Consider the following 24,618-nt stretch of genomic DNA (forward strand, 5'->3'; position numbering starts at 1 on the left):
ATCAAAACAAAAAACTCCCTGCGATATCTTTTCTTCCACAAGAAAGAGCGGCATTCAAGGCCATTTTATTCTTATAATAAATATTGCCTGTTAAAAGAGAATGATCTTTCAAATCCCTTCTTTTGTCTATTTCTCTTGCAAATAAAATATAGATATATTTTCCGAGATTGGTTCCTCTATAATCGTGATCCAAAATAATTTCGACCACTGAAATAGCTTTAGAACCAAACATAGAGTCTTTTTTACCAGCTATAATTCCAACCCAATCACCCATAAATTGAACATCAAACAAAAGACCATGGGAAAAACATTCTTTTATTTTTTCTTCACTTTCAGCACGTGGCCAATTTTTACTGGGATCATTTAAATCTTCAATATTTTTAGTATAGATATTTGTATAATTTTTATACCAATTTAAATTTTGCGATATATTCAGACAGAGTGAAGAAATCATTTTTCCTTGATTCTGTTCAATGATATTATGAATATCACCAACGACTATGCGCTCATTTTGAAGAATTTTTAGACTTTCTATTTCAGCAGAAGGAACACTTGTATCCAAAATAATTTCTATATGCTTGGGATTAAATTTTGCATATGCATTTAAAGCTGATTCCTTTAATTTATTTAAAAATTTTTCGTTTAACTTTAGAGAATTTACAAGTAATACTTTGACAAAAGCATTATTTAAATCTCCTCTTCTAAAAAAGATCCCACAAATAGCTTTTACATCTTCAGAAGGATAAATTAACTTATATAGATAGTCATCGGGCGTTGATCCTACTAAATAATTTTCGCTTCTTAGTTTTTCCGCATTATCGTAATCATACATTTTATTTAAAATAGACTTTACATAGCTCTTAGAATCAAAATTACAAACTTCATTGAAATTATATTTTAGAAATTCGTTTTCAAACTCAATCTTCAAACTTTCAATATGCACACCATATTTAACATCATAATGTTCCGTTTGCTGATTTATCATAAATATTTCCTCAATTGTATTATTTCAATTCTTATTATTTATAAATAAAGTTAGAGAGACAATCAAGGTCTAATTTAAATAATGTCTTTAATTATGATTTGCTATGAAATTTTTCAATTTTACAATTTACTTCATTTATTTTATATTTTTTTCAATTCCTGCACGAGCGCATTTAATATTTTCTCAAAGTGCTCTGCTTTAGCTATAAGAGGTGGAGTTAATGAAAGAACGTCTGCACGCGGTCCTTCAGGTAATATCAGATAACCAGCTTCAAGCAATTGCTCCATTAACGGAACAGCAAAACCTTCATTTTGCTTATAAAACCAGATACCACGCATAAATCCTTTGCCACGAATTTCAAATGGAAATTTATTCATTAATTTATTTTCATTCATTGCATGTATAAATTTAGTAAAAACAGCGTCAATTTTTACTAATTCCTTTTGAAAAAGAGGAAGATTTTTCTTTATCGTTTTCACAGTTTCATAAGCGACTGCGCAAGCCATTGGGTTACCTAAAAAAGTTTGAGTCTGGCGAGCTTCCCCTTTTGACTTACCCCAAACATCAAGCACTTCGCCGATACATGCACTGATGGGCAAGCCTCCACCCATTGCTTTTCCAACGCAGAGAAGATCAGGAATCACATTGTAATGTTCGTAAGCAAACATTTTTCCTGTTCGTCCAAAACCCGTGTAAATTTCATCAAAAACCAACAGCGTACCATATTTTGTACAAAGCTCTTTGCACCGCTTCACAAATTCACTAGAAAATCCGCGCTTACCGCCACGTCCTTGATAAGGCTCCATGACCAATGCTGCATATTCTTTTTTCTTAAGTTGGTCTTCTAAAATCTGTAAAACTTTATCAGGATTTTCTAATTTATGCTCTTTCAGTAAAAAATCATCTGTTAAGTTATTATCAAAACAAATATCCCCTTTAAAATAAGGAAAAGGTAATGTAAAAGTTTTACCAGAAATCCACGACTCAAAACCCTGCGTAAAGTCTGTGCGATCATTTAACACAAGCGGAGCAAATTGAAGTCCATGATAGCCCCCTGAAAAACTTAAAAAGCGACTTCTCCCTGTGACAAGCATAGATGTCTTCATAGCTGATTCAATGGCATCTCCACCGCTTTGCCCTAAAAGGGATTTCGCATTTGCATAAGGTGACAATTTAGCTAACAGTTCTAATAATTTTATTTTAGGTAGAGTGGGATGCACATCTCCCATACCATGCAATAAAGATGCGGCCTGTTTACGCATAGCATGAATTGAAGTTTTAGGCCGGTGTCCCAGCGCAAGAACAGCAAAACAAGCGGTAAAATCGAGATAGCGATTGTCATCTACATCACGCACCCACATTCCACTTCCGCGCTTCATCACAATTGGAAAACGTTCAGCAAAAAAAGTTGTGTCAGGACATTCCACTTTTTGAAGGCGTGATAAAAGTTTATCAGTCTGTTTTCTCGGATGCATTTTCATCATTCTTATTCCAATTATTTAAATTTTCATCAAAAAATTTGAGCATTTGCTCTTCACTCTCAAGAAAGATCTGCTTTCTTATTGCGAGGCTTGTCTCCTCTTGCTCACTGTTGAATACATCATTAAACAAAAAAGTCTCAATAGATTGATAAAAAATTTTAATTATTTTTGGTGTAGTAGCATCTTCTTTGGTAATAAAATATAATTTTAGTTTATCATCAATATTTAATAGACAATGCTTATCCATATAAGAATATAAGAAAGTTCTTATCAATACACAGTTAAAAAAAACAGCTCCTGTTTCGCCATATTTTTTGAATTTATATTGATCAAAATCATATTTAAATCTTTCAATCGTACAGATGAGTTCTCGAGGTGTAAAATTCTCCAACCATACAGGCTGATAAAAAGGATTTTTGAAATCATCATTTAATAGGAATAAAGAAGTCAAATATTCACTCATAATCTTTTCATTTAAGTGCCATGATAGATGAAATTCAATTATCTTTCCTTCAAGTTTTTCACATTTTTTTAAGAGATTAAAACGCATACTATCTAAGCTACAGTCTAAATTCATATAATTTAATAAAACTATATATGAAGTCTTTAAATTCCATAGATTGCTTAAGAAAGCCCATTTGTCATTTTCCCTTAATGTACTGCAATCTAGATCTTCGATAATAATAACTCTATGCTTATTTAAATAACTTATATTTCTTTTTTCGAGAATTTGATAAGATAAATTCAAAATAGGCAAACCTTTTAATGCCATCACTTTGCTAAAATAACTCATATATTCTGAACATGCATAAGTTATATTAAATTTATTAACAGCAAAAATATAAAACAACAAAATACTCAGAGAAATAAATTCAAAATCGTAATATTCAATAATATTTGAAATAATAAAAATAAAAAAAATCAAACTGAAAAAAATAATTGATCCCTTCAAATATCCTGATAAATGAAGGTAGGCTTCATTTAATCTCGATATACCTATGAAATTTTTTGTTTTAAAATAATACTCTTTATTATCACGATTTTTATAGTTTTCAATAAAGTGGGATTTACCACAGCCAGAAGGGCCAATTAAAAAAATTAATTTTTCTCTATTTGATAAATATAATTCAAGCATATTCTTGCTCTTTATATTGCTATCAATATAAATCTGATTGCTTTTCATCAAGGGAGGATCATTTAAAACTAGCCTAAAGAAGTTCTTGCGACATTCGTGCATATTAAGATCATCACTTGACATAATAACCTCGTTTTAAAATTCACATTGCTCTTCGATATTGCCCTCCAACAGCATAAAGTGCTTGAGTGATTTCGCCAAGCGATGCGTAACGCGTTGTGTGTAGAAGTTCCTCAAAAACATTTTCACCCGCAAGAACTTTTTTCTGCAACCTCAAAAGAGCCTCTTCTAAGCCATTTTTATTTTTATTTTTAAAGCTTTGTAATCTCTCCAACTGTTCATCCTTTTCTTCATATGTTGCACGTGAAAGTTGGATTTCAAAGGGAATATTATAACTTTCAGAATTATTTTTTAAATACGTATTGACACCAATAATAGGCAACTTTCCAGTGTGCTTTAACGTTTCATAATATAAACTTTCTTCTTGAATTTTCCCTCTTTGATACTGCGTTTCCATTGCTCCGAGCACTCCACCACGGGTTGAAATACGTTCAAATTCGAGTAAAACAGCTTCTTCTACTGCATTTGTTAGGGCTTCTATAAAGTAACTACCTTGCTGAGGATTTTCATTTTTAAGCATACCGAATTCACGTGCCAAAATAAGTTGAATGGCCATACTGCGCCGCACACTTTCTTCAGTTGGTGTCGTAATTGCCTCATCATAAGCATTGGTGTGTAAAGAATTGCAATTATCAGACATAGCAAGCAGTGCTTGTAACGTTGTCCGAATATCATTAAAATCAATTTCCTGCGCATGCAATGAACGCCCACTTGTTTGAATATGATATTTTAATTTTTGTGATCTCTCATTTGCTTTATATTTATCACGCATTGCTATGGCCCAAATTCTGCGTGCGACCCTTCCTATTACAGAGTATTCGGGATCCATTCCGTTACTAAAAAAGAATGCAAGGTTTGGCGCGAAATCATCGATATGCATGCCACGACTTAAATAATATTCAACATAGGTAAAGCCATTTGCAAGGGTAAATGCCAACTGAGTGATTGGATTTGCCCCAGCTTCAGCTATATGATAGCCAGAAATGCTTACAGAATAATAATTTTTTACTTTTTCTCGCACAAAAAATTCTTGAATGTCTCCCATCATTTTTAGGGCAAAATCAATGGAAAATATGCAAGTATTCTGCGCTTGATCTTCTTTTAAAATATCTGCTTGTACAGTACCTCGCACAGTTTCGAGAGTAAATTTTCTAACTGCAATTATTTCATCCTCTGTTAATTTATGTCCTTTTTTCTTTTCTGCCATTTCTAATTGTTGATCGATGGCCGTATTAAAAAAATAAGCTAGAATAATGGGAGCAGGTCCGTTGATAGTCATACTCACGCTTGTATTCGGATCACATAAATCAAATCCATTGTATAAGAGTTTCATATCCTCAAGGGTTGCTATGCTCACCCCACTTTCACCTACTTTCCCATAAATATCTGGTCTTTTTGCAGGCTCATCGCCATACAAAGTCACACTGTCAAAAGCAGTTGAAAGCCTTTTCGCATTGTCATTTTTAGTTAAAAAATGACATCGATTATTTGTTCTTGCCGGTCCACCTTCTCCGGCAAATTGTCTTTTCGGATCTTCATCTGCGCGCTTAAATGGAAATACTCCTGCAGTGTATGGGAAGGCCCCAGGTACGTTTTCATTTCGTAAATATTTAATTATTTCACCAAAACTTTCACATTGAGGTAAATATATTTTTTTAATTTTTAAACCAGATAAAGAAACAGTATTTGTATCTACAGAATATTGTTTACCTCTCACTTCATATTTAAATGCATCACCCAAATAATTCGCTTTTAGATATTCAAAATTCTGCAAATCATTTTTTAAATTTTTAGGGAAATTTTCCCATGATTTTTTTATTTCATTATCAATTTTTTCATGTAATTCATGATCTTTTATAATATTTTTAGTTCTTTCAAGAGAAAAAATATCGTTTGCAATTTTTGCAAAACTAATTGTTTCTTTATGATAAGTACGTATTGTACTAGCAATTTCACTTAAATAATTTGTCCTATTTTGCGCAATTATTGGTGCAACATTTGATGATTTCCTCGAGGCCTTAAGATCGAGTCTTGTCTGCCAAGAAACCTGTTGCGATTTCTCTTCCATAATTTTTAATAGTTCACGATAGAGTGCGTTGACCCCATCGTCATTAAATTTAGAGGCAATTGTACCAAAGACAGGATATCTTTCTTCTTTAATATTTTTATTACCTGCATAGCGACTGCGTCGAATGGTTGTTTTTACATCACGATAGGCATCTTCTGAACCTCTCCGATCAAATTTATTGATCGCAATAAGATCGGCAAAATCAAGCATATCTATTTTTTCAAGCTGTGTCGCTGCCCCAAATTCACTCGTCATCACATAAAGTGATAAATCAGACACATCGAGAATTCCTGTGTCACCCTGACCAATTCCACTTGTTTCGACGATAATAAGATCAAAACCTGCACTGCGCGCTAAACAAATTGCTTCCCGAGTAATTGATGATAATTCACTTTTACTTCCACGCGTAGCAAAACTATGCATAAAAACATTTGCATGATTGATTGCATTCATGCGAATGCGATCCCCTAACAGAGCTCCACCTGTTTTGCGTTTAGAAGGATCCACACTAAAAATACAGATTTTTCTCTCTGGAAATTCTAAAATAAAGCGTCGGATGAGCTCATCTGTCAAACTGCTTTTACCTGCTCCGCCCGTTCCTGTAACCCCTAAAACAAGTGGTGGTGTTTTATTATGACTGTCTTCTTTTTTTCTTTTGCCGTTCTCAATTTGCGCTAAAATTTTTGATGGCAATCCGTGAAAATTATTTTCAATAACACTTAATGCACGCGCCAACCGTAAATGATCACCCTCAGTAATATCACGATTCTCCATTTCTTCAGGCCAACTCTCTAGAGAATAATCCGATTTTTCAAGCATATCGCAAATCATGCCCTCAAGACCCATTTTCAAACCATCGTCGGGTGAATAGATGCGCGTGATTCCGAATTTATGCAGTTCTTCGATTTCTTTTGCGATGATAACCCCACCACCACCACCAAAAATTTTCATATCGGGACGCCCCATTTTGTCGAGCATTTCTCGCATATATTTAAAATATTCGACGTGGCCACCTTGATAAGAGCTGACTGAAATCGAGTGAGCATCTTCTTCAATTGCAGCATTGACCACCTCGCTGACACTGCGGTTGTGGCCCAAATGAATCACTTCTGCTCCACCTTGTTGCAAAAGTCTCCGAATGATATTGATACTGGCATCATGTCCATCAAATAGGGCTGTTGCAGTCACGAATCTTACTTTGTTCTTAAGTCGATAGCTAAAGCTTGTTTCCATCGCTTTTATTCCTCTATGATAACGCGATATCGCATCGCTGCTTTGGGGATTGAATCTGAAGTCGGTCGTTTGAGATTATATCTATTATAAAATTGGAGAATATACAAAATGTGGCCGTTGACAGGAAAAGAAATATACCAGGCTATTTTAGAAGAACCTTGTCCGTTTGAATCTTTAGAAAAGATTTCATTGACAGGAGTTTGTACAGACAGCCGTAAATTGAAACCGCAACAGTTTTTTGTTGCCTTGCAGGGAGAAAATTTTGATGGACATTCATATTTACAAGAATGTTTTGAGAAAGAATTACCTTTGGCATTGGTCAGTAAAGATTCTAAGTTTTTAAATGAATTAAAACCAGAATTTCGAGAAAAATGTATAGAAGTAGAAAATGTATTAAATTCCTTTCGTCAATTTGCTCAATTTATGCGCCATCGCTTTCCATTTCCGGTGATAGGAATTGGTGGGAGCAATGGAAAAACCACAACAAAAGAAATGTTGGCAAGTTTATTGAGTGGACCAAATTATAAAGTAACTAAAACACAAAAAAGTGAAAATGGATTTTTAGGTATCGCTATTACTTTGTGTCAAGAAGAGCATAATATAAAAGAACAACCCCATGCGCTTGTGCTTGAAATTGGGATCGATGAAATGGGAGCTATGCAGCAGCATGTCGATTTAAGCGAACCTGATATTTCTGTTTTAACTGCTCTTGGCCCTGAGCACTTAGAAAGATTAAAAAATTGGGAAAGTGCTGCGAATGAAGAATTATTTTTATTTAGAAATCCTTATACAACAAGAATTTGGCAGCTTGCAGATGAAAGAATTTTATCTGGATTTACCCATGATATTAATATTCAATACCGTGGTAAAGTAACGCATCATAAATATCCTTTGTCGATTGAAAAAGATTTTCTAGTCATCGAAAAATGTGAATTTGATCAAGAATACACACAAAGGGATTTTATATTTGAAAATACGGAGCGGACTATCGTTTGGGAAATTATTAATGAAACACCGATTAAATCTGAAATTAAATTAGAAATTTTTTCAAAAGAAGGAAAATTATTTACAGAAAGTAATCACATTTATGAAATTCCGCTTCCCGGCAAACACAACGCTGCAAATTTTGCCTTAGCTTTTGCTACTGCCATCAAAATGAAACGGACTCCTAGAGAAATATTGGAAGGCTGGAAAAATTTTGTCCCTCCACCTATGCGATCTAAAATATCTACGTTAAATAATGGAACCATTTTATTTGATGACACTTATAATGCAAGCCCAATGAGTATTGAAGCTGCATTAAATACAATTGAAAATAAAGAGTGGGCAAATAAACCTAAATTAATTATTTTAGGAGACATGCTTGATCTAGGGAGCGAGTCAAAATACTGGCATGAACTGCTTTTTCATCCTCTGAAAAATTTACAGAGCACCTACTTGTGCCTTTACGGTTCTGCGATGTATGATTGCTTTAAGCTACTAAAAGAAACTGAAGAGACCTTGATTAAAGAAAACAACACACGGATTTTCTGGCTTGCTACAGAAGAAGATCCGGTTGCATTTCTTAATATTGAGGGCGTGGATCTTTCTCAGTTTGTAATACTTATTAAAGGCAGTCGAGGAATGAAACTCGACCGGTTGGTGAAAGTCATTGAAGAAAAATGCTGTTGATTTATTAAGATCACAGTTAGAATTGATAAATTTTGAAATTCGGGAGGTGTATTCTATGCGACCTGAAGTTCTTCAAAATGAATTGCTAAAAATTCTCGAAAGTTCTTTTGTCGGAAAACCTTGTGAAGGGAGAGATGATGTCGTTTTATCATTAAATGAAGATCAAATGTTCAAATTGTGGAACATTCTTGGTGAAGAACTGGGAATTGATCTTTCTTTAGCCACAGATGATCAAAGAAAATTATTATTTGATGCCTGTGATAATGGTAAGCATATTGCCGCCCGAGATTTTAGTTCATTATTATGGCTTGTTTACTATAGTGATGCCGCCTACCAATAGTTTATTTTTATTTAAAAAAAGCAATAATTCAATATAAGTTTTATAATCTCAATTCTTTATTTTACATTTAAAATTTTGTATGCGATCCATAATTAATATGTTATGGGTCATTCGTATTTTAAGAATACGATCTCCTTATTTGTTTACAAAGTTTATTCCTTGAAAAAAACTAATAATGGATCATTTTTAACTTGTTTATTAACGAGATAGATTTCTAGAGCAGGTCAAGTTATGTTGAAGAAAAGTACTTTTAGAAAATCACTTTTTCAAAAAGTTAAAGATTACTTTAATCCGCATAAAATCCATACAGTGCCAAATTTTTTGAAGCGTGCTCATACTATGGGTATAATATTTTTTGTGCTTCTAAGTTTAATACTTATTCGCTATGCTTGGATTACCATACTACCGACCCAATTAAGAGAAAAGCTAGTAAGCACAGGGACACGTCAATTTGAAACCACTGTGACATATTCGCAGCCACGTGCAACAATCACCGATCGCAACGGCAAAGTTTTAGGTGTAAGTGTTCCAAGACCAAGTCTATTTATTTTAACCAAAAGAATGCCAGAGGATAATGAAACACTTAAAAAAGTTTCTAAACAACTCAATATTCCATTCAATGAATTGTTGAACTATAAAAGCGATAAACGAAATTTTATCTGGCTAAAAAGGCAGATGTCACAAAAAGAATTTAACACATTAGGATCTCTAAAAAAATGGCAAAACTTTATCGGTGTAGTCGATGAACCAAAAAGAATCTACCCAGAGGGAGAAACTGCGGCACAGTTGATTGGCTTTGTCGGCGCTGATGGCAATGGCTTAGAGGGAATTGAACAAGTCTATAACTCACGCCTTAAAATTAAAAAAACAAGAGTAGATGTTCTCCGTGATGCTAGAGGACGTTTAGTGATAGTAACTCCAAATGATGCTTCTAAACCTGCACAAAATGTGCCGAATTTAAAATTATCCATCGATCTCTCTATTCAACAATTTACAGAACAAGCTTTAAAAGTGGGCGCTATCAATGCAAAAGCTAAAGGTGGTAGCGCCATTGTGATGGATGTCACCACAGGTGAAGTCCTTGCTATCGCAAGTTATCCGACATACGACTTAAATAATCCTCCCAATAATAACCCTGCTGCAAGACGCTTTCGTCCTGTCATGGATGCCATTGAACTCGGTTCTGTTGCTAAACCCATGTGGATTGCTAAAGCACTTGATCTCAAACTTATCACTAAAAATACTTTATTCGACGTTCGGGGAGGACGCTTAGCCTTGCCTGGCGGAAGAATCCGTGACGATCACCCTATGACTACTTTAGACACTCAAGGAGTGCTAAGATACAGCAGTAATATTGGTATGTATAAAATTGTGCAGAAAATGGGACGAGAAACATTTTATAATGCACTTATGCAAGTTGGTTTTGGCCGTTCTCCCAGCACCGGATTTCCAGGCGAATGGAAAGGTAGAATTCACAAACCCGAATCTTGGAGTGAAATGCGTTTTGCCAATATGTCTTTTGGCCAAGGCTTTGCAATTTCTCCTCTCCAACTCATTCATGGACTCTCCATAATGGTTGGCGGAGGAGTTGACAGGGGTGTTAACTTACTAGCAACTGATCCTAAAAAAGAATCTGACTTTGTTGGCCCCCCCCTAGAATATATTTCTAAAGATACAAGTCGACTCATAAGTAAAATGATGGGTAACGTAACAGAGGAAAGCAATGCTGGCAGAATTCCTGGAGTGCTCGTGGGTGGAAAAACAGGTACTGCCCAGATATGGTCTACCAAAACCAACTCCTACTCGGAACGCACAGCTGTATTTGAAGGCATTATTCCTGCAAACAATCCGAAACTCGCAATCGTTGTCGTACTTGATGAAGTTAAAGTTCGCCCCGCTTACGGAGCAAAACTTGCCGGACCTGTCTTTTCAGAAATTGGTCGCAAGACAGTGCACTATCTTAATTCCCAAGGAGTTTTTAGTGTTGAACCCTATGACAATGCTTATGCTGACAAAAAGACAGCGCATATTGCACAGTAAAAATCTAAGAACTTGACTTTGACATACTTATAGTCGCAAGTTAGTCTTTCATCAATCAGCTCCCCGCTGATTGATTCTCTCTATGGACCCATGGTGAAGTGGATATCACGTAGGCCTCCGAAGCCTGAAGCGCAAGTTCGATTCTTGCTGGGTCCGCCATAGAGTTATTCTTATTTTTCAAGTGTTTTTATCACCCAGTAAGATAGTCCCAAGGGTCTAGTCCCAATTTTTGCTTGGGACAGTCCAAATTTCTTAAATTTGAAAAAATTTGTGCATATCGAGTTCGGTTTTTTCTCGGCTTCATCGGCAAATGGCACTTTGTCTTACTCTCCGTAAGAAAAATGTGTGCCGAGAAGGTCTAAAATTTTCATCGGCACTCGCCGGCACGCCGGCAAAACCTCCTCCTGACTAAGTCTGTTTTTTGAGCGTTATTTAATTACATTTAAAAGTATATTGATATCTTCTAATTGGAATGGATTGTAAGTTTGCTGTTCCTGAGCCTGAATTATAAATATAAGCATATAAACCTTCAGCTGTTTCATTCATGTTAAGTAATTTAGCTTCTTTACCGCAATAATTATTTGCCTCCTTTTGATAATCATCTATTGCCGCCCATTTTCCGCCTTGAACTGTTACTGTGTCAGCATCTTTATTAAATCCTACAATTCTTAAATGAGTACATGCTGAAAATAAAATAAAAGTACTTAAACACAATAGAATCCTCATACAAAATGCCTTTCTTTCTCAGTTTTTGTGTACAAATTTATTTTTTAAAATTAAAATTCTTAAAGAAAGATATTTTGAATTAAAAACTCATCTTGAGAATTTTGGGAAATTTTTAAATTAATATTTATCTTAAAGAATAGAGTTGGAAATTTTAAGCCGTTTTTTTAAACAAGCAATTTATCAATACTAGAAGTGACTCCTGTTACAGGCAATTGCGTTGCATCAAAATAGACCGTCATCATATCTGCGGTTTTATGTCTTGCTATTTTTTGGACTACTTGTAACGAATGCCCCGAACTCGCTAAAAATGTAATGGTTGTATGCCTTAAGCCATGCATACTGACATGGCGAATGCCTGCCTTCATAGATAAATTTGAAATTAACTTAGAAAACTCCAGTGGGTTTTTACTTGCTAAAGGAAATAAAGCAGCCGTTTTTTCAATGCTGTAACTTAAACTTTTCGATATGCTATGCAACTCAACTATTTTATTTCCAATGACATTCGACAATTCCACATGCCCATTAGAACCACATTTGGCATTGAGTTTTACCTCAAGGGTGCGATGGTTCATTGTTTTTTGGATGACAACAAATAAAGAAGCACTTCCTTGTGGATTGGTTTCTAAATACTCCAAATCACCCCATGTTAATGCGGCAACTTCTCCCATTCTCAACCCAGTGTAAATTAAAAATTCAATAATGAACCCTGTCTGAAAGCTGGGCTCATATCCTTGCAATATGAGTTTTTTAGCTTCCTCTTTGGTTAATGCTTTCTTTTTTATGTTGGTTGAAAACTTTTGCTCTAAACGCTGGTGCTTAAAAAAACGAGCCATGTTCTGTACGACACGAGGTTCTTTGGCTGGGTTGGTTTGCAAATAATTTTTCAAACAACACCATTCAAAAAAAGTACTTAACGTACCAATGATGTTTCGGACCGTTTTAAGGGAACAAGCTTTTCCTCGGACCGTTTTTGTTTCAGCAAGCTTTATGGCAAAAGATAAAATTAAATTTTCATCAATTTCGGTAGGCTTTAAACTTCAAAACTCAGGTAATAAATATAACCTTACATTTTGTCAATAAATAAATATGGTTTGTAGAGAATAAAACCCAAATGAATTATTCAACCAACTATCAAATAACAATTCACACGTTGCAACTACAACCGAAGTTGGTTGTAACAACTGCGTTCGCCAAAAAATAGCATCGTCTTTATTTAAAAATGTTTTGGAATAATGTGAACCTTTAACAGCAGCTCTTGCTTCCCAATTGTTAATACGAGGGATAAAACGAATTCCAATTAAATTTGCTTGTTGTTTTGTCATAATTAAAATGTCCTTTTGTTGAAAAAAAGACACCTCATTTTGAAAACAAACCTGTAAGTAAGCTTGTAATCTTGCTTACTTTATGTATTATTTAATTATCAAATAACGGCAAGTAATTTGATTTTAAGGGGAAGCACGAGCTATGTGTCTTCCTCTTTTTTTGTATCAAACCTGACGTTATTTTACATACAGGTCGGGGAAGATCAAATGGGGGAAGGAGATGGAATGGAGAACTTTGTTACACCTAAAATATTATATGATAGTATTTCAGATAAAAAATATTTAGAAAAAATTATTCAAAAAAATCAAAAAGAAGATCTTTATATAGAATATAAAGAAGCAAGTATATCAAGTGATTTAGAAAAATTAGGAAAAGCTCTAAGTGGTTTTGCAAATTCTGCGGGTGGAGTTTTAATTTTTAGAGTAAAAGAAGATAAGAAAAATAAATCATATATTCTTGATCCTATTTCAGACATCAATACATTTCATCAAAAAATACTAGAGAATTTGAGTAGATTAGTAGCAAGCAATGTTCCTAATGTAGAGACAAAAAAAATTGATAAAGATAATGGATATATTATTGTATTAATTCTAAAATCAGATAACTCGCCTCATCAAAGATTAGAAGATAAAAAATATTATAGAAGATCGGGTGAGTCTTTTGTCCCTATGGAGCATTATGAATTAGAAAATATGTTTGGAAGAGCCCCAAAACCAATTTTAGAGGTAGATTTTAAAATCATAGAAAATGGTTGTGCTCCAGGTATTGAGCAAAGTTATAAAATAATAGTTGGCATTAGAAATAAAGGTAGAATAGCAGCGACTTTTCCTTATATTGGATTAAATATAAATTCAAATTATAAAATTAATTCTTATGAACTAAATGGAAACGGAACTCCAGGTCTACCTAAATTAGCTTCATCTACACGCGGTATTAGTAACAATATTGAATATAGAGGAGACGGTAATTATATAATTTATCCTGATCTTTTTTTAGAAGTAACCGCATTTGATTTGAAAAAGAATTTAAAGAGCAATTTGTATTATCAAAATTCTGATCTGAATGTTGATATCAAAATTGCTTCAAAAGAATCAAGATTGATATTAAATAATTTTAACTTGTCACATTCAGACTTTGAGAAAATGTTACATGAAAATAAGTTTTATAGTAAAGCTCTTAATTTAGGATGATAAAATGAATAAAATTATTAATGATGCTTCGGCTTCAATGAAGGGAACAATATATCAATTTTATGTCGCATTAGAAAGATGTTTTTTGCTAGAAAGTGGACAAAAATTGTGGATAGAAAAATTTGGTGATGTTACTGTTTCAGGGGAAATTCAAATTGAAACCAAGCATTACAAAGGTTATCTTAACGATCTTCATAGAAATTTTTGGAATACACTAGCAAATTGGATGGATAAATCGTTCAATCACATACCATATAAAGAATTAGTGTTGTACACTACACAAGATATAAATAAAAAAAGTAAATTATATAATTGGAATAAATCAAGCGCTGAAGAAAAATTATGTATAATAAAAGAAATAATTAATACTTTTCAAAAAAATGATTTAGAAATTACCAAAAGTAATGAAGAGAGACAAAAAATTTTACTACATGGAGATGACTTTCTTTTAAATATTTTAAAAAAAGTATATATATCATATAATTCACCTGATATTATTAAAATTGAGAAAAAAATAATAGAGGTTCATGCTAAATTTATTTCTGAATCAAAAAAAATAGATTTTATTCATGGATTGATAGGTTTTATTATAAATTCATGTAGATATGATAATAACTGGGAAATTACATTTGATAAATTTGAAGAAAAAGTAAGATCATTAGCAAACCATTTTAGCAAAAATATAATCAAGATACCAGAAATTAAAAGTTATATTCCTAAAGATGTAGAATACTGTGAGGATAAATTATTTATAAAAAAAATAACTGAAATTAAGTATGAGGATGTTAAAGCAGAAGCTTTCAGAGATTATTCATGTCTTAAAAATTTTATATACATTGAATTTAAAAATTGTGAAATTGAAATGGAAGAATTTAAAATTTATTATAATAATTTGAAACGTATTTTTATATCAAAGCATCGTGGGTGTGCCTTGGATCTTAGTAATGATGTGATAAAAGATTCACAAAGATTTTTTAATAAAATTACTGAGTCGGAACCAGAAAGATTAAGTAATTTTGGTATAGTACCAATCGAAATTAGAAATGGTATTTTTCATGATTTGCTAGATATTGAAAAAAATAATTTAAAATGGAAGTTAAAAGATGAATGATTTTTTACTATTAAAAAATTTAGATATTTTATCAAAAAATCCAATATTATTATCACTCGTTATAGATAATTTCTATAAATTTTCTATAAGGAAAGAAAAAAATATTTTATTAGTATATCTAATTATTCCCTTGGTATTAAGTGAAAATACAAGATTATCTCTTTGTAATTCAAAAGCAACTAGTTCTTTATTTACTTTTTGTGGAAATAATAATAATATAAGTATGCTTCAAAATAAAATATTAAATCAAAAAAATTTATCAATTAAATCTTTGTATGTATCTTTGAGTTCAAAAAGATTAAAACTAAATGATGACTTATCTATTGATTTCATAAAAGAAAATGAACAAATTAATAATATATATTTGGAAGAAAAAAAAGCTGCTAAAAAATTAGCTTTTTTACTTAATTCTTTTGATGTTAATACTATATATAGAATATTTGGAGTCAAATTTATATGATATGTTTTATAAAATATATTGGTATATTAGATAATAATGATAAAAAGCATTATGTAGAATTAAAGCAAGGTTTAAATATTATAACAGGCAAGTCATCTACAGGAAAAAGTGCGATTTTAGAAATTTTTGATTACTGTTTTGGAAGTAATTCGTTTACGATCCCTGAAGGAATTATTAGAGAAAAAGCAAACTATTACTTTTTAATATTGCAATTTTCTTCATTTTATCTTGTGATAGGAAGAAATGAGTATGAAAAAAGCTGTTATATCATAGAATTCAATATTAAGTCATGCGATAATATAATTCATATGATAAGTAAAAATTTATTTGATAAAAAAAATAAATTATCAATTGATAATTTTAAAAAAGAACTTGGTAAATATTTTGGAATTAATTATACTATTGTTGAAGAAGATTATGCTGATTATTTATTTAGAAAACGTAAAAAACCCACACCTTCTGTAAGAAGTTTTTCGTCATTTATTTTACAACATCAAAATTTAGTAGCAAATAAACACGCTCTTTTTTTTCGTTTCGATGAAAAAGAAAAAAAAGAGCAAGTGATAGATCACTTTAAAATATTTTTAGGAATAGTAGATCAAGAATATTTTATTTATTTAATGAAAATTGAAGAAATAAAAAAGGATATTAAATCAATTAATTATGAAATGAATAAAAATAAGTTAATCTTTGAAAAGAATAAGATGAAGCTTAAAGAACTAACTGATAATTATACATCAATAACAGGAACGAAACTATTTAATGCTTCTAACGATGAAATTGCAAATAATCCAAATAAATATCTAGAAAATATTGACATAATTAGTATTACTTTAAAACCATCAGAAACTAATTATGCTAAGGAAGTTGAACAATTAGAACAGGAAATTACATCCTTGCATTTTAGAATTAGAAAATTAGGAAATCAGAAAATTAAAATAGAATCTTCTGTAAGAAATTCAAAGAATTTTACAGAAAATATATATAATTCACCTATAAATCAACCATTAGAGCATGAATCGAGTTCGTATGCATGTCCATTTTGTTTTAAGGAATCAAACATTATAGAAAATGAAAGTAATAAATTAATAGATGCTATTAATTGGCTAAATAATGATCTAAAATATTCATATTATATGCAAACTGCTTTTAATGAGGAAATATATAAAATAGAAAATCAAATCAAAGAATTAAAAAAAAATTTAATAGTTAAAGAAAATTGTTTGGATGAAATTAAAAAACAAGATGAAAAATTAGAAAAGAATGTATCAATTTCAAATATTGCTTTAAAATATAAGCTAAAAATAGAAATTATTTTAGAAAGTTTTATGATAAATGATAATATATATCTTTTAACTAAAAAAGAAAAATTAGAAAATAATTTAAAAACATTAGAAAATAATTTAAAAAAATATAGTATTGATAAAGAAGTTTATGAAATAACAAGAAATATTGAGAATTATATGAAAGAAATTGGAGAAAATTTTGAGTTTGAATCATATTTTAAACCAATTAATCTTAAGTTTTCTTTAGATAATTTTGATCTTTATCATGAAGGAAAAAATGGGCGAACTTATCTTAGGTCAATGGGTAGCGGTGCAAATTGGTTGTACTGTCATCTTACTTTATTTTTAGCTTTACAACGTTTGTTCTGTGAAAGAAGTAATAGAGGATGTTTAATTCCTCCTATTCTTTTTTTAGATCAGCCTACTCAAGTTTATTTTCCTACAACAATTGAAGATCAAAATTCTGAATTTAATCCAAATATTATAGCTGAAAAAATTGGAAGAAAAGATAGATTAGATGAAGACATAAAATCTGTTACTAATTTATTTAAACAATTAATTTATTTTTGCAAAAAAACTGAAAAAATAACAAAAGTTATGCCTCAAATTATTGTAACAGATCATGCTGATAATTTAGATTTGGGAGAATCTTTGGATTTTAATTCATACGTTCGAGCTAGATGGAGGTCAAACGGGTTTATTAATTAAATTATAAGATCAGGTTAAATGCAAAATTCTGATAGACTAAAAATTTTAAAAATTGAATATAATGCTAGTTATGATTTGATAAAAGTAAAGCGAGGTTTGAAGAAATAGCTTCAATTTGTTAAATAATTTTTGCGAAAAAAAGTAACAAAGGAGATACCAATGTATTGTCAGAACCAACTTATAACCGCTTGCATTACTTCCTGAAATTTCTTTTCTCAACTTTCTCCCTATATTTTTTTAAAATATGTCCAAACTCAAATCCCTCGTTTACTGATAAAGAAACTTTCACAATTTACTTCTTTGGAAATTTAAATGTAAGCGCAACAATCAAACCATCTAATCAAAAAAATAAGATTGAGTTAAAACTTCTTTTTTAAATTGATCATAACCCCCATTTCAAGTTGACACTTTTTCACTAAGAAAAAGGGGGTTTATGATCAAATACTTGTAATTATGAATTTAAAATAAAATTATTTTAAATATTTAAATTCTAAAATTTTAGGATTACTCTCTTATTTTTCAAGCTCGCTTTTTAATTTTAGTAAATATTTACTATATTTCTCTTTTTTCATTGCTTGTATATTTTTTAATTTCCATTTGATAGCAGGAAAATTTTCTAAATTTTTGAAAGGTAATAAATTCCAATTAGGCTCTAAAGTGTAAAATGAATAAATAAAATCCCTATGGATATTGCTTAAATTATTATTTATTTCTTTTATTAATTTTTCCCTTGTTTCATTTAATTGATTCCAAGTTATGTTTTCTTCCGAAATTCCCGAAAATTCATTTGCAAATAATTGTTCCTGATTTAGTTTGGTAGGGTTTAAAAGTTCATCAGGAGGTCTATTGTGTTGCATTAATATAACTACAAAGCAATCTATTAGTAATTTCGAAATCTTTTCATTTTCTAAAAAAATTTTAACATCAAAAAGGTCCCTAGGGTGTTGTCTATCAAGAGCTGCGCAAAATTTTCCAGCATATATTTCTTCTAAAGATAACAATCTCATTTCTGCGTCCATTCCAAAATTTTCACTAGCTTTTTTACATATTCTATGATCTTGATATGGCAATAAATTTCCACGTATAATTTCATTCGGTTCTATTTTTATGGCTGCTTTATTTGAATAGACATTTAGCTTTCTGTATCTGTTATCTTTAGAAATAATTGGATTAACTCTTATAACATCAGCATTATTTAATAATCTATTCTCTATATTTTTTAAACTATTGCTTATCCCTTCTAATGATGATTCTCTATCGCCTATTTGTAGCCAGGTTAAATCAATATCTACTGACAATCTTGGTAAGTTTCTAATAAAGAGATTTATTGCAGTTCCTCCTTTTAGAGCAAAATTATTTTCTTTATAAATAATTGGAAGACATTTAATTAGAAGTTTAACCTGCTCTTCAAAAATGAAACTATTCATAGTTAACCTCTTGATCAATTAATTCCTTAGGCACTGTAATTAGATATTTAGAATTAAAAATTCCATTTTTTTCGATTACTCTTTTTCCTTTTCCAAGTTCTACTTTGCTAGTATTAATTTTAGAAAACCATTTATGATTATTGAGTTCTGCTAAAAAAAGGAAAATTCTTTTTGCTTTAATTGAAGTACAATTTTCTAAAAGATTTTGTACTAATTCAGGCCTTAGAGTTGTTAAAGATGTAAATATTTCTGCGGTTTCTTGGAATGAATATTGCGAAGGTATTCTATACATCATTTCAATAATTGCTCTTTCTGGTGTAGATAAAATGAGTTCTAAGTTGTTAATTTTAATTTTGGTAAGGCTACTTACCTCAGTTTTTTTAAAAATATTTGTAGAATAAGTTTTTATTGTCGAGTTAAATTTAAGTTTAAATATCCATTTAGGTAAAAAATTATTCTCTGGGACTATAATTGATATTGTCTGTTTATTTAAAGGCAAATAATGAGCGTATCCAAGCAACTCAAGAGCGCTTTTGCTGCCAACATGGATCATTAAATTTAGTTGAGATTGTAAAGCCCAAGTAGCCCCTTGCCATGTAATTTCATCTTGATAGCGTAAAAATATCCCTTTTGCAGGTGATTTTAGCCATTTAGAATTTATATACTTTTGAATAAGTTCATACGGATAACCATTTTCAGTAAGCCATGATGAAACATATAGAGCATTTGCTGGCCAGTTTAAAAGAAGCTTTTGCAATGAGCTTTTGTTTTCCTCTGTTTCTAAGGATTTTGAAGTCATAAAGTCCCTCAAAGTAGGTAAGTTAAGTTTAACTTTTAAGCTATAACTATACTTATGGTATAGTTATAGCTTAAAAGTTAAACTATTGATAGAAAGTTCTCTAATTTTTAGCTATTTAATATAATACTCTGAGATAATTGATTAGTTAAAGACTGGAAGGAAAATTAGGTTTAAGTTTTTAGCTATATCTATACCATGAGTATAGATATAGCTAAAAACTTAAACCAGTATAAACGCATAATGATTTATACAAATACCCCTCTTCTCCCCCCCAACCATCTACCGATCATGCCGAGAAGAATTGCTATACTCACAAAAAAATTTTTTTTCCAGTCCCAATTCCATTGCTTTACGTTTGTGCAGATCTGTTACAAGTAAGAGGTGTTGTTGTTGATAATAAAAGATATTTATTTTTAAGGTTTTTTACCATCTTAAGGAACGCTTAAGCTAAGGCCAGTTCGATTCTTGCTGAATTAACTTTTTCATTATTGTTGTTTTTTTATTTGGGAACGTTACTGCAACAGAATTTACGAACAGGGAATAATGAAGAATTTTGGTAGAATTTTATAGCATCTAGACAAAGCATCTTCACGCCCGTAAACTTTAAGAAAATAGGAGGCACGTAACCATGTCCAAAATATATGCTTGCATCTGGTCAAATGACAAAGCTGCGGAAATGGCCAAATTCTACAAGTCTGTCTTCAAAGGAACAAAGATCGGTAAGACTTCTTACTGGGGCAGCAACCCCATGGGAGTCAAAGAGGGTTCCGTACTGACCATACATCTCACCCTTCTAGGCCAAAAAATTATGCTCCTGAACGGATACACCGAGATGAATTTCAACGAGTCCATTTCGTTCGTCGTGCCCTGCAAGACTCAGCGGGAGATCGACACGTACTGGAAAAAGCTGACAAGTGATGGAGGCCAACCTGTGCAATGCGGTTGGCTGATCGACAAGTACGGAATTCGGTGGCAGATCACACCAGCAGAATTCGACAAGTGGAACACAAGCAAGAACAAGAAGAAGAAGGAAGCAGTCATGCACGCGATGTGGAAGATGGTCAAACTAGACAGAAATAAACTGAAGGAAGCTTTTGATCGCACTTAACTTAGGCATGCAAAGTAACTATCTTATACTTAGAAATGTTTCTTGATTCATTTTTAAATTAAGCATCGTGAGCAAGGACATGAATTATAAAGTAATTTTACACAAAATAGAAAAAAATGTAATGAATTATTCTTAAAAGATTTCATGAAAAGAGTTTAAGGGTAGGCATTAGAAGAAAGTCATATAACAGACTCTATTGGTATTTAACAGATCACAAGATATCCATAAAAACTTTTTAATTTTCTTTGAACAGAGCAAGGCCGCATTCTCGCTCCTTTAGGGGCGAGAATGCGGCCGATTGATCCATTGTCGGCGAAGAGGACGAGGAATTAAAAAAACACGTGAGTGGCTTTTTTAATTCTATTAGTCCGCTCGCAACCGTACTTTTCTTTCACGAATAGATTGAGCAACGCCTTTTTCAGTAAATGGTTTTCTTTGGTCATCAATATATTTTTTTATAATTTCTAGCGGTGCTCCTCCACAAGTTACAGAACAATAACTTGGACTCCAAAAATTGTCACCCCATAATTTTTTCTTAATAAGTTCCCAAAATTCTCTTCTTATAAAATAAGAAGATTTTCCTTTTAATTTACTGGCAACAATTGCAACAGAGTGTTTTGGGGGAATGCTAACAAGTATGAGCACGTGATCATCTTCGCCATTAAATTCGATTAATTCGCAGTCTATTTGCTCGCAATTTTCTTTAAAAATAAGTCTAGTACATTCAAGAATTTCCTTTGTAAAAATTCCCCGTATATATTAAGTAACGAATACTAAATGATAATAATGTTTATATAGTTGACTTCTTCCTGTTCTCCACTCATATTTATTATGATCCATATTGATTCCAAAATAAACAAATGCTAGAGAAACATGATGAAGAATTTATGGCAAGTTGTGTTGTAAAATTTAGAGCATATCCAACTATTGAGCAAGCAAATATACTTTCTCGATGGATAGGTTGTGCTCGAGTTATTTATAATTGCAAAGTGTCAGAAGATAATCAAAATTATAGCGTATTTAAAAGCACAGGCGAAAAATCCTCGGTTCATCAGGCTTATTCACATTTTAAAACTGAAGAAAGAGATTGGCTAAATCAATGCCCGTCGCAAATTCTGCGCAATGCATCTTCAATTTGGTATACGGCAAAACAACGTTTCTTTAAAGGTATAGCTAAAAACCCTCGTAAAAAGAAAAAAGGAATAAAAGATACCGTCTTGCTTACGAATGAATTATTTAAATTCAATGATGAAATAAGCAAAGAAGGAGTTGTTTTAAAAAAACTAATAATTGGCACTAAATCAAAAGAATTAGGTGTTTTAAAATTCAAGGCTCATAGAGAGTTTGGAATTCCGCAACAAATTGTTATTGGAAAAAAGAATAATAAGTGGTTTGTCTCGTTTTGCTATGAAGTAGAAGATATTGGAAAATCAGAACAAGATCTGTTGGATGAATATTCTCTTTTGGATGCAGAATCATTAAATGAACTCACCGTAGGGATTGATCGTGGCATTGTAATTCCATTTCAAACAAGCAATAAACTAAGTTATGATTTTGATGATAAATCAAAAAATAAAATCAAGCTTAAACAAAGAAAGTTCAAAAAATATCAAAGAAAGTTATCACGGCAAAAAAAAGGTTCAAATTGTAGAAATAAAACTAAAATTAAAATTGCAAAAATTCATTCTAAAATAAGTAACATCAGGCATGATTTTTGCCACAAATTTTCTCATTCAATTGTTAATTCAGACGCAAAAATATTTGCAGTAGAAGATTTAAAACTAAAAAATATGACTAAATCTCCTAAGCCAAAGCAAGATGTAAATGGCAAATATTTGCCAAACATGCGAAAAGCCAAAGCAGGTTTAAATAGAGAACTGCTATCAAAAGGATTAGCAAAAACAATAGAGTTTTTAGAATATAAAGCTAAAAAATATGGTAAATTAGTCGTTAAAGTTTCACCTCATTATTCTAGTCAGGAATGTGCCAATTGTGGCCACACTCACGCCGAAAATAGAAAAACACAAGATAATTTCTTATGTTTATTATGCGGAAATCATGACAATGCTGATATAAATGCAGCAAAAATAATTGCTAAAAGAGGTGTGCAATTTCTTTTGTCAAAGCCAAAAGCTAAGACAAGAACTAGGCTAGGGACTAGCCGAAGTAAAGCTGGACGAGGAATAAGTAAGACGAAATTAGAGCAATCTAATCCGCTGATTCCTATAACTTCAGAAGCTTGCTCCCTTTAGGGGCGAGAAGTTCACATTCTAAAATCAACACATATAATGATTCAATCATAATCCACAGTGCCCGAAACTTTGCCAATGATGCTGAAAAATCAGATGTATTAAAAATCTTCATCGGCACAAAAACTTTCCTCTTCCTGTCACTAAATCTCTTAAAACAAAAATGTATCGTTAAAATGTATCATAAGCGAATCAATTCATAAACTATTGACCACCCTTCCTTAATGGGAAATTGCATCGAGAGGGATACTCCATTATTCTAAAGTGACATATTCTACATCACTTTTCACGTCTTGCGACAAGACCTTCAGGAGCAGGTATTATGAATCAAATAAAATATATTAAATTATGCATATATTTTATTTGTTTAATTATTTGTCTAGTTACTCACTCCAAAGATTTAAAAAATATTGAAATAGTGACAGAAGAGTATCCTCCATATAATTATTCTGATAAAAATGGAAGAGTTATTGGTATAAATACTGAAATTATTCAGGCTGTTCTAAAAGAAATTCAGATTTCAGGAAAAATATCTGTTTACCCATGGAAAAGAGCACAAAAAATAGCACAGAATAATCCAAATATATTAATATACTCAATTGTTCGAAATCCAGCTCGGGAAAAATATTATAAATGGGTTGGAAAAATAAATAAACAAAGATTTAATATTTATTCAAAAGATAAGCAAATCAAACTTTCAAGCATAGAAGATGCTAAAAAATATATAGTTGGGGTTTATAATGGAGATATATTAGAGATTTTATTTTTACGCCATGGATTTCGTGATGGAGATAACTTGTATATCGCTCAGAAAAATGAAAATCTTTATAAAATGCTTACGAGTGACCGCATCCAGCTTTGGCCAATCGATGAAGCAGCAGCCAAATTTTTGCTTAGAAAAAATAATGAAAAGATAGACGATCTTGGCATTGCATTTAAAATACCCGCAAAAGAATTAAGCGATACAGACCTATATATGGCTTTTGGTACAAAAACGTCTGATGAAGTGGTGAATATATTCAAAAAGGGTCTTGAAAAAATAATAAAAAATGGAACACATAAAAAAATTCTAGAGAATCAGTCATCAAGTACAACAGACGAGAAAGTAGAAAATTGACTCAAAGATTCTATAAGTTTAAAGTATTTAAATTAAAATAT

Annotated in this window: 19 protein-coding genes, 1 tRNA gene and 1 pseudogene; 11 read left to right on the plus strand and 10 right to left on the minus strand. The window is 31.6% G+C overall.

What is annotated here, in order from left to right:
• Nucleotide 1 precedes the first annotated feature (1 nt).
• The 4 genes from H7355_RS09950 to icmF form a co-directional block, all read right to left on the minus strand.
• Complete coding sequence (locus H7355_RS09950) at nucleotides 2-985, minus strand: hypothetical protein (RefSeq protein WP_186647057.1); 984 nt, start codon at nucleotides 983-985, stop codon at nucleotides 2-4.
• 140 nt (nucleotides 986-1,125) lie between these two features.
• The gene (locus H7355_RS09955; protein WP_186647058.1) at nucleotides 1,126-2,469 is read right to left on the minus strand and encodes a class-III pyridoxal-phosphate-dependent aminotransferase; all 1,344 of its coding nucleotides are present in this window, start codon (nucleotides 2,467-2,469) and stop codon (nucleotides 1,126-1,128) included.
• A complete protein-coding gene (locus H7355_RS09960) occupies nucleotides 2,438-3,724 on the minus strand; it encodes a hypothetical protein (RefSeq protein ID WP_186647059.1) in 1,287 nt (428 codons plus the stop codon). The genes H7355_RS09955 and H7355_RS09960 overlap by 32 nt, the downstream gene beginning before the upstream one ends.
• Nucleotides 3,725-3,743: 19 nt before the next feature.
• The gene (gene icmF, locus H7355_RS09965) at nucleotides 3,744-7,022 is read right to left on the minus strand and encodes a fused isobutyryl-CoA mutase/GTPase IcmF (protein ID WP_186647060.1); all 3,279 of its coding nucleotides are present in this window, start codon (nucleotides 7,020-7,022) and stop codon (nucleotides 3,744-3,746) included.
• Nucleotides 7,023-7,130: 108 nt separating this feature from the next.
• Between icmF and H7355_RS09970 the strand changes: the two genes are divergently transcribed.
• The 4 genes from H7355_RS09970 to H7355_RS09985 all read left to right on the plus strand — a co-directional run bounded on the left by H7355_RS09970 (nucleotide 7,131) and on the right by H7355_RS09985 (nucleotide 11,232).
• Nucleotides 7,131-8,693, plus strand: a complete 1,563-nt coding sequence (locus H7355_RS09970; RefSeq protein ID WP_186647062.1) for a Mur ligase family protein — start codon at nucleotides 7,131-7,133, stop codon at nucleotides 8,691-8,693.
• A gap of 55 nt (nucleotides 8,694-8,748) precedes the next feature.
• On the plus strand, nucleotides 8,749-9,033 hold the full coding sequence (locus H7355_RS09975; RefSeq protein WP_130610157.1) for a hypothetical protein: 285 nt from the start codon (nucleotides 8,749-8,751) through the stop codon (nucleotides 9,031-9,033).
• 231 nt (nucleotides 9,034-9,264) lie between these two features.
• On the plus strand, nucleotides 9,265-11,073 hold the full coding sequence (locus H7355_RS09980) for a peptidoglycan D,D-transpeptidase FtsI family protein (RefSeq protein WP_186647064.1): 1,809 nt from the start codon (nucleotides 9,265-9,267) through the stop codon (nucleotides 11,071-11,073).
• Between the two features lie 84 nt (nucleotides 11,074-11,157).
• Nucleotides 11,158-11,232: transfer RNA gene (locus tag H7355_RS09985), tRNA-Arg, on the plus strand.
• Nucleotides 11,233-11,505: 273 nt separating this feature from the next.
• Here the strand turns inward: H7355_RS09985 and H7355_RS09990 are convergent.
• The 3 genes from H7355_RS09990 to H7355_RS10000 form a co-directional block, all read right to left on the minus strand.
• Complete coding sequence (locus tag H7355_RS09990; protein WP_186647066.1) at nucleotides 11,506-11,799, minus strand: hypothetical protein; 294 nt, start codon at nucleotides 11,797-11,799, stop codon at nucleotides 11,506-11,508.
• A gap of 164 nt (nucleotides 11,800-11,963) precedes the next feature.
• A complete protein-coding gene (locus tag H7355_RS09995) occupies nucleotides 11,964-12,632 on the minus strand; it encodes a tyrosine-type recombinase/integrase (protein WP_286190798.1) in 669 nt (222 codons plus the stop codon).
• A 240-nt stretch (nucleotides 12,633-12,872) separates the two neighbouring features.
• Nucleotides 12,873-13,121, minus strand: a complete 249-nt coding sequence (locus H7355_RS10000) for a hypothetical protein (protein WP_186647070.1) — start codon at nucleotides 13,119-13,121, stop codon at nucleotides 12,873-12,875.
• Between the two features lie 144 nt (nucleotides 13,122-13,265).
• On the opposite strand from H7355_RS10000, the gene H7355_RS10005 reads away from it, so the two are divergent.
• Genes H7355_RS10005 through H7355_RS10020 form a run of 4 tightly spaced genes read left to right on the plus strand, consistent with a single transcriptional unit; the run spans nucleotide 13,266 to nucleotide 17,877 of the window.
• Complete coding sequence (locus H7355_RS10005; RefSeq protein WP_186647072.1) at nucleotides 13,266-14,312, plus strand: AlbA family DNA-binding domain-containing protein; 1,047 nt, start codon at nucleotides 13,266-13,268, stop codon at nucleotides 14,310-14,312.
• 4 nt (nucleotides 14,313-14,316) lie between these two features.
• Nucleotides 14,317-15,423, plus strand: a complete 1,107-nt coding sequence (locus H7355_RS10010; protein WP_186647074.1) for a hypothetical protein — start codon at nucleotides 14,317-14,319, stop codon at nucleotides 15,421-15,423.
• The gene (locus H7355_RS10015; RefSeq protein ID WP_186647076.1) at nucleotides 15,416-15,883 is read left to right on the plus strand and encodes a three component ABC system middle component; all 468 of its coding nucleotides are present in this window, start codon (nucleotides 15,416-15,418) and stop codon (nucleotides 15,881-15,883) included. Before H7355_RS10010 ends, H7355_RS10015 begins: the two co-directional genes overlap by 8 nt.
• Nucleotides 15,880-17,877: a DUF3732 domain-containing protein gene (locus H7355_RS10020; RefSeq protein ID WP_186647078.1), complete on the plus strand. Its 1,998-nt coding sequence runs from the start codon at nucleotides 15,880-15,882 to the stop codon at nucleotides 17,875-17,877. The genes H7355_RS10015 and H7355_RS10020 overlap by 4 nt, the downstream gene beginning before the upstream one ends.
• A 512-nt stretch (nucleotides 17,878-18,389) precedes the next feature.
• Here H7355_RS10020 and H7355_RS10025 read toward each other — a convergent pair.
• Both H7355_RS10025 and H7355_RS10030 read right to left on the minus strand, forming a co-directional pair.
• Nucleotides 18,390-19,304 (minus strand): nucleotidyl transferase AbiEii/AbiGii toxin family protein, encoded by a 915-nt coding sequence (locus H7355_RS10025; RefSeq protein ID WP_186647080.1) that lies wholly within the window; start codon nucleotides 19,302-19,304, stop codon nucleotides 18,390-18,392.
• The gene (locus tag H7355_RS10030; protein ID WP_186647082.1) at nucleotides 19,297-20,103 is read right to left on the minus strand and encodes a type IV toxin-antitoxin system AbiEi family antitoxin; all 807 of its coding nucleotides are present in this window, start codon (nucleotides 20,101-20,103) and stop codon (nucleotides 19,297-19,299) included. The genes H7355_RS10025 and H7355_RS10030 overlap by 8 nt, the downstream gene beginning before the upstream one ends.
• A 628-nt stretch (nucleotides 20,104-20,731) precedes the next feature.
• On the opposite strand from H7355_RS10030, the gene H7355_RS10035 reads away from it, so the two are divergent.
• Nucleotides 20,732-21,211: a VOC family protein gene (locus tag H7355_RS10035; protein WP_186647084.1), complete on the plus strand. Its 480-nt coding sequence runs from the start codon at nucleotides 20,732-20,734 to the stop codon at nucleotides 21,209-21,211.
• A gap of 363 nt (nucleotides 21,212-21,574) precedes the next feature.
• On the opposite strand, the pseudogene tnpA reads toward H7355_RS10035, so the two are convergent.
• Nucleotides 21,575-22,051: pseudogene (gene tnpA, locus H7355_RS10040) on the minus strand (IS200/IS605 family transposase).
• A gap of 20 nt (nucleotides 22,052-22,071) precedes the next feature.
• Between tnpA and H7355_RS10045 the strand changes: the two are divergent.
• The gene (locus tag H7355_RS10045; protein WP_186647086.1) at nucleotides 22,072-23,463 is read left to right on the plus strand and encodes an RNA-guided endonuclease InsQ/TnpB family protein; all 1,392 of its coding nucleotides are present in this window, start codon (nucleotides 22,072-22,074) and stop codon (nucleotides 23,461-23,463) included.
• A 319-nt stretch (nucleotides 23,464-23,782) separates the two neighbouring features.
• Nucleotides 23,783-24,577 carry a substrate-binding periplasmic protein gene (locus H7355_RS10050; RefSeq protein WP_186647089.1) on the plus strand — a complete coding sequence of 265 codons (795 nt, stop codon included), beginning with the start codon at nucleotides 23,783-23,785 and terminating at the stop codon, nucleotides 24,575-24,577.
• Nucleotides 24,578-24,618 lie beyond the last annotated feature (41 nt).

Source organism: Fluviispira vulneris (assembly GCF_014281055.1).
Taxonomy (GTDB): domain Bacteria; phylum Bdellovibrionota_B; class Oligoflexia; order Silvanigrellales; family Silvanigrellaceae; genus Silvanigrella; species Silvanigrella vulneris.